The organism is Cryobacterium algoritolerans (assembly GCF_004402785.1).
GTDB lineage: Bacteria > Actinomycetota > Actinomycetes > Actinomycetales > Microbacteriaceae > Cryobacterium > Cryobacterium algoritolerans.
Genome location: NZ_SOFP01000052.1, coordinates 1 through 6541 on the forward strand (window position 1 = coordinate 1; position 6541 = coordinate 6541).

The following is a 6541-nucleotide window of genomic DNA, read 5'->3' on the forward strand; positions in this document are numbered from 1 at the left end:
GGGAGTAGCACCACACGCGGCCCGGGCACCGATCCCGGGCCGCTACCACGTCGTCAGAACTGCGCTACCAGGTGCTTGGACAAGCGCTACCATCAGGCGCTACTCGCCATCCGCGTCACGGTTGTCTCGACCTATTTTCCGAACGGAAGCCCGGAATACTCCGAACCTCACTCTGTGGGTGGTTCGGCAAATCCATTTCGCCCCATAAACATTGCGAACTTTGCGTCGATGCAATCGACCGTTCCATCGGATAACTCAACAATTTCTACGCCGTTGCGAAAAGGCGGCTCAGGGCGCACGCTACAAGACCTCACGGCTCGTTCCCGGGATCGTCGCGATCCCGGCTGGATTGACACAGCCAATTGGGTATCTTCCCCCTTCGACAGGCGAGGCTCAGTTTGTTGGTGGCTCGCCTCGCCCGTTGCAATCGCTGAGGCGCTGGTGCAGGCCGTGGATATACTCATCTGGATTCGACCCGATGACGTCGAGCTGTTTTCCGAGCGTCGCGGCGAGCTCCCGCACCGCTTCTTCGAACAGTCTCTGAACGCGGTTCGCGTCTTCAATCATTTCGACCTCGGTCTCGAGGCCGTTCCAAGCATCCGACCACTCACTGAAGAAGTGGTGAGTGAGACGATTTCGTTCGCCGACTGCCATAGTCAGGTTCTCTCTTCCAAGATCGGGTCACGCGCTAAGGTACGGAGCGCGACGAACACAGTTCCCATTGTCGAGGTCGAAAGCGTATCGACGGCCTGTTCGAGTTCAGCGGGGATGCGAAATCTTTCGACGCTAAACGATGCACGTTAACCAAGACTCGCAGCCAGAACTCTAACGTTTGCGATCCGCGCATAGCTCGGCCATAGGCAGCGAAGACCCTGTCGTCGTTGGCCGAGTGGCTTTGTTCTACGGAGGGCATGGATCGACGGTATGGAGCTGACGACCGCATGGTTGATTTCTGCCTTCGTCGAAGGTGGGGTCGGCCCTCACGAGAACCGCCTGGCAGAAGTGCCCCCGGCATCGGTCGTTCGCGGTGCCTGTTGCGACGCGTTTCCTTTCGAGCGATCGTCGGGTGCATTCAGGATTGCGCATCCGATAGCTCTTTCCGTTTGTCCGGACGCTCGGGTGTTCGGAGTAGATCGTTCTCCATCCAATTCTTACCTTGTCCGGGAGGGTCCGTAAGGAGGCTTTTGACGAATGCGCGTTCGCGTTCGTCAATTTCACCCTGGCTGAGTGGAGCCTGAGTATTCGAGTCTCTGAGCCCCACCCGATCGTGCGGTTGAGCCCCACTGGTCGTGCGGAAGAGCACCAGTGGTGGTGTGGCTCAGCACCACTGGTGCTCCCCGTCACGGATTACGCGGTTGCGAGGGCGGTTTGTTCCCTCATGTTGTAGGTGCCGGTGTCGACCCAGGTGGTGTTGTGGATGATGCGGTCCATGATGGCGTCGGCGTGGACGCTGGCGCCGAGGCGTTGGTGCCAGTCCTTCTGTTGATACTGGGTGCAGAACACTGTTGATGTCTCGCCGTAGCGGCGCTCCATCAGCTCCAGCAGCATTGTCCGCATCGATTCCGTCGTCTTATCGAGCAGCCACTCGTCGATGACCAGCAGCGTGAACGCGGCATATTTGCGGAGGAACTTGCCCGCCCCGCCCGGGGTGTCTTGCGCGGCGACCCAGGCTTCCTCGAGGTCGGGCATCCGGACGTAGTGAGCGCGGATGCGTTGTTCGCAGGCCCGTTTGGCGATCGCGCATCCCAGATACGACTTCCCCGACCCGGTAAAGCCCTGGAAGACGACGTTCTGCTGCCGGGTGACGAACGAGCAGGTCCCGAGTTGGGTCAGCACCTGCCGGTTGAGGCCGCGCTCGTCGAGGAGGTCGATGCGCCGCAAATCCGCGTTCGGGTAACGCAGTCCCGCCCGCCGGATCAGCCCGTCAACCTTGGAATGCATGAAGCTCGAGTAGGCGTCGTCGACGACCAGCCGGACCCGTTCCTCGAAGGTCAGGCTGATCGAGAGAATCTCGTCCTGGAGGTCGATGGCCTCCAATAGCTCGCCGGCATTCATCTCGCGGAGCTTGCGTTTAGTCTCCCCGTCCAGCGCGCTCAACGGTTCCCTCCGGCGTAGTAAGCGCTGCCACGAACATAACCGCCATCGTCCGGTTCCAGTTCCGGAACTTGTCCGGTTTTGTCTTGCCCGGTGTCGAGGATCGGCCGCAAATGCGCGTAGCGCGGGGAGCGGACCGGCCCCGCAGCGCGAGTGCGCAGGCGGCCTCGACCCGGGCCGGAGGGAACCGGCGCGACAGTTTCAGCACGGCCAGCGCGGCGTCGAAGCCGGCCTCGTCGATGAAGACGGTCTCGAAGATCTTGGCCGTCACGGTGACGGTTGCCGACCCGATCCGCGCGGCCCATTCCTCGATCCGGGCTCGGTCCCAGGCCTGGAAGCTGCGCCCCTCGGGCAAGTCCGCATCGTTCGTCCGATACTGGTTCGTCGTCGTGACCGGCAGCAGCAAATGGCTGGCCAGACGCTCGTCGCGCCGATAGACCTCCAGCATCGTCTCGGTGACACGAAGGTCTACCAGCGCGCCGATGTGGCTGAAAGGGACGGAGTAGAAATTCTTGGCCCAGACCACGTGGGCGTTGGCGTTGACCTTTCGTTTATAGGACCACGTGCTGATCTCGAACGGTGCCGCTGGCAGCGCCTGCAACAGAGGTTTCTCCTCGGTGGTGAACACGCTGAGGCGGGACCCGACGCGTTTCTGGAACGGCTCCCGGTTGTAGGCATCCATCTGTTCCCGGATTCGCAGGCGCTACTGCGCCAGCGAGGTGAACGTCTCCTTCCTCAAACCGGCGATGACCCAGGTCGCGACATGGGCCACCGTGTTCTCAGTGCTACTTTTGTCTTTATTATCCCGAATTCGGGATAATAAGGACTATCCCGAGGATTCTGTTATCCCGAGTTCTGGCCGCGAGGCGTGTGCGGTGGCGGCCTGAGTGCCCATTTCCTCGGGATATTCATTTCAGTCCGGCGAGTTGGAGGATGAGGTCGTCGCCTCCTGTCCAGAGCGGCGCGAGGTCGGGAGTGGAGCTGCCGGCTCTCTGGATCGCTTCGCGGACCATCTGGTTGTCGGCCGACGCATAGATGCTCGTGGTCGAGATATTCGCGTGGCCGAGGAATTCCTTGATGTGCGGAAGGGGAACGCCTGCGCGCAGCATCTGCATCGCGCGGGCGTGCCGAAGCTGGTGGGCGTGGATCTTCTCCGGGACCTCCGAACAGTCTTGCCGTGCCGCGGTGGCGTGTTTGTTGAGTAGGTAGGAGATGTTGTCCTGGCTCATCTGGTGGCGGAGACCTGCCCGGATAGTGAAGAACAACGACTCTGCCGCCTTCGTCGTGCCGGGATGGAACTCGGCCAAGTACTGGTCGAGATGCCGTGCGGTGGTGTCCATCAGCGGGACGGTTCTGCTTTTGCCCCCTTTGCCGGTGAGTGTCACCCGCGCAGCGCCGATCGTGGTGTCGATATCCGCCAGCGTCAGGTCCAGGATCTCCTGGATCCGCGCAGCGGCATCGAAGGTGAGCAGGATGAGGGTGGTGTCCCGGCGCCCGTGGCTGGTGTGCTGTCCGGGGGCGCGGATCAGCGCGTCGACGGCGGGCATGCTCAACCCGTCCGGCGCCCGCGTCGGTGTTCGGGCGGGTTTGACCTGGGCGACTTCCAGCCAGATCGACACGAGCGCCGGGTCCTCGCCGGCGCAGTAGGACAGGAACGACTTGACCGCGGCCAGGCGCTGGTTGGCGGACGAAGCACCGAGATTCCGGGTCTCCAGCAGCCAAGTGAGAAAGGCGGTGATGGTGGAGCGGTTGATCGCCTCGAAGCTGACCTCGGCCAGGGAAAGGTGCTGCGACTCTCGGAGGTAGTCGAGCAGGGCGTTCAGCGCGGTTCTGTAGGAGCGGATGGTGTGGGGGCTGAGCCGGCGCGACCGGGGCAGGTGGATGGTCAGCCAGGAGCGGATCAGGTGGAAGAACTCATCGGAGGCCATCAGAGGCCTCCAGCAAAGAGCCTTCGATTCCGGTGTTCGCGATCCGGCGCAGGTCGACGTGGAAGTCCGCGGCCAAGTGGAAGTAGTACCAGGTGTCCTCGGTATTGGCGTGTCCGAGGTGCAAACTCAGGTAGGTCACCAACGCTTCCGGGTCCTTTCCGGCGAGGACCCACCGGTTGATGTTCTCGATGACGTGGGCGTGGCGGAGGTCGTAAACACGCGGCGGCGAACCCGGGCTGAACACGACAGGCGGGTCGGCGGCGGCCAACAACTGCTGGAACCAGTAGTCGATAGTGCAGCCGCTATAGAAACCTCCCGAACGGTTCGGGAAGAACGGCGTCCGATCCGGATGGAACCCGCTGATCGTGGCGTCATAGTTTCGGCAGTAGTCGTGCAGGTCGGGCGACAGAAACACGATTCGGTCCTTGTGCCCTTTGGACTGCCGGATACTCACCGCTCCGCGGGCCAGGTCAACGTCGTTGCGGTGCAGCGTGCGGGCTTCACTCGGCCGAAGGCCCAGGCAGTAGATCATCCGGAAGATCACCGGGATGATCACCTCCCGTCTGCCGCCATAGCCGGTGGCCTGGATGTTGTCGGCGACGTCGAAGAGGGACCGCAGCTGCGCGTGGGAGAAAATATGTGGGCGGTAACGGATTTGTTTGCCGGGAATGCCCGACGGGATGACATAGGCGCTCATGCCGAGCGCGCCCATGTGTTTGGCCAGTTGCCGGATCGGCGTGATCCGCCGCATCTGCCCGTTGACGTGCTCATCAGGGCGGGCGACAACCCAGGCCATCGCCATCTCCTTCGTCAGGCTCGATTGGCCAGGGAAATCCTCAGCACACATCCGGTCGAACTGCCGCAGATGCGACTCGGAGGTCACGTAGGGCAACCCGGTCGCGTGTTTGACCTCGAGCAGCGACTGCATCGGGGCGGCCAGGCCGCTGAGGAGGCCGCTCATGACCGTGTCCTTTTCGGCTCGATGCCAGCGAAGTCGAGGCAACACGCCCGCATGCGCTCGTCGTCGGCGGCGAGGTAGTGTTTCGCCGAGGTGATTCCCCGGTGCCCGAGGGCTCCGGAGATCACCGGCAGCGGTGTGCCGTCCGCCAGCAGCCGGGTGGCGAACGAGGCCCGCAACACCCGGAAGCCGCGGCCCGTGCCGTTCTGTGTCACAGCGCCAGAGCGAGCAAAGGCCCGTGAGGCGACCCAATACAAACTGTCGGTGGGGCCAGCCCGACGTAGGGGGCGTGGGAGCGCAGGAACACATGGTCGTCATCACCGCCGGCGGGCCTGCCGTTGAGGAGATAGTCCGCGATCGCCTCACCGACCTCGGCCAGCAGCGGCAACGTCACCACCGATCCTGTTTTGTTCTGGGTGAGGGTGAGCTGCGCGTGCGGCCAGTCGATATCCCGCAACCGCAACCCGGCGATGTCCACCGGCCGCAGTCCCGTCCGGGCGCCCAACAGCAACAGCGCCCGATCCCGTAAACCCATCGCTGTGGTGACGTCGGGCGAGTTGGTCAGCGCGGCAACACCCTCCGCCGAAAGCACGCCCACCGAGGCCACACGTCTGGCGAACAGGGCCGGGACCGCCCGCGACAGGCCCGTGCCGTAGCCGGATTCCTCGAGGAATCGACACAACACCCGAAGCGCCGACACCACCGTCCTCATGCTCCCGGGCTGGTAGCGGCTGCCCAAGAACACCACCATCGCCGACACGTCCGAACCCGACAGCGCCTGGACATTCTTCACGCCGCGGTCGGGCGGCCACGCCAACGCGGTGCGCGACACGGTCGCATACAAATTCTGGGTCGCGGCGGCCAACGACTGGCCCGGCAACCAGAGCTCGAACTGTTCCTGGACCGGACGGAAGACGGCATTCAGCGCGTCATTGGGATGCGCGGTGCGAGACAGACTCCATTCGTAGGACCCGGTTCGTGCCACCTCCGACAGCACCAGGGCGGCCTTCCGCAGGAGCTTGTGTTTCCACTCCTTCATCCGGGCGTCCCGATGCTCCGCCGCGACGAACTCCACAAACGCGGCGACGGTCGCCTCGCTGAACTCATCGACAGCGTCGCGGGAACAGAACCTCGCGAACTGGGACCACGCCCACCGGTACTGCATCCTCGTCGACGGCGCATGGCCCAACGGACCCATTGCCGCCTCAGCCCGCACGATCAACTCGCCTATAGAAATACTCATCTCCGGCTCACCTCCAGTGAAATCAAAAGAGATGAGCCAGCGTAAACAAGCCGCGATTATCCCGAGGAAATGGGCACTCAGGCCGCCACCGCACACGCCTCGCGGCCAGAACTCGGGATAACAGAATCCTCGGGATAGTCGCGCGGGTGCCGAACTCTGCCGGGGAGCACCGCGGCCGAGTAGTGCGCAGCCATCTCCCGGTAGGCATCGTTCAAAACGACCTCCCCTTCCTTCGGGTGGGAGATCACCCCTGTCTTCAAGTTGTCGGGCACCAGGCGTGGGACGCTGCCGCCGAAGAACGCGAACATTGCAGTGTGG

7 protein-coding genes and 1 pseudogene are annotated in these 6541 nt (G+C 63.2%); all 8 read right to left on the reverse strand.

The window, feature by feature from the left end:
- Positions 1-393: 393 nt before the first annotated feature.
- Positions 394-654, reverse strand: a complete 261-nt coding sequence (locus E3O19_RS12020; RefSeq protein WP_134567902.1) for a hypothetical protein — start codon at positions 652-654, stop codon at positions 394-396.
- A gap of 693 nt (positions 655-1347) precedes the next feature.
- Positions 1348-2097: an ATP-binding protein gene (locus E3O19_RS12025; protein WP_134567904.1), complete on the reverse strand. Its 750-nt coding sequence runs from the start codon at positions 2095-2097 to the stop codon at positions 1348-1350.
- Entirely contained in the window at positions 2072-2722 is a 651-nt protein-coding gene (locus E3O19_RS12030) for a Mu transposase domain-containing protein (RefSeq protein WP_134567906.1), read from the reverse strand. Before E3O19_RS12030 ends, E3O19_RS12025 begins: the two co-directional genes overlap by 26 nt.
- A gap of 280 nt (positions 2723-3002) precedes the next feature.
- A complete protein-coding gene (locus E3O19_RS12035) occupies positions 3003-4022 on the reverse strand; it encodes a tyrosine-type recombinase/integrase (protein WP_134567908.1) in 1020 nt (339 codons plus the stop codon).
- Positions 4009-4950: a tyrosine-type recombinase/integrase gene (locus tag E3O19_RS12040; RefSeq protein ID WP_166804555.1), complete on the reverse strand. Its 942-nt coding sequence runs from the start codon at positions 4948-4950 to the stop codon at positions 4009-4011. The genes E3O19_RS12035 and E3O19_RS12040 overlap by 14 nt, the downstream gene beginning before the upstream one ends.
- Positions 4951-4979: 29 nt before the next feature.
- Positions 4980-5195: a tyrosine-type recombinase/integrase gene (locus E3O19_RS18605; protein ID WP_166804556.1), complete on the reverse strand. Its 216-nt coding sequence runs from the start codon at positions 5193-5195 to the stop codon at positions 4980-4982.
- Positions 5192-6196, reverse strand: a complete 1005-nt coding sequence (locus E3O19_RS18610; RefSeq protein ID WP_277613032.1) for a tyrosine-type recombinase/integrase — start codon at positions 6194-6196, stop codon at positions 5192-5194. The genes E3O19_RS18605 and E3O19_RS18610 overlap by 4 nt, the downstream gene beginning before the upstream one ends.
- Positions 6197-6360: 164 nt before the next feature.
- Positions 6361-6541, reverse strand: a pseudogene (locus E3O19_RS12055) (IS21 family transposase); the annotation flags it as partial.

Coding starts and splice junctions, on each gene's coding strand:
- E3O19_RS12020 (WP_134567902.1), bottom strand. CDS start 654: ATGGCAGTCGGCGAACGAAATCGTCTCACTCACCACTTCTTCAGTGAG.
- E3O19_RS12035 (WP_134567908.1), bottom strand. CDS start 4,022: ATGGCCTCCGATGAGTTCTTCCACCTGATCCGCTCCTGGCTGACCATC.
- E3O19_RS12040 (WP_166804555.1), bottom strand. CDS start 4,950: ATGCAGTCGCTGCTCGAGGTCAAACACGCGACCGGGTTGCCCTACGTG.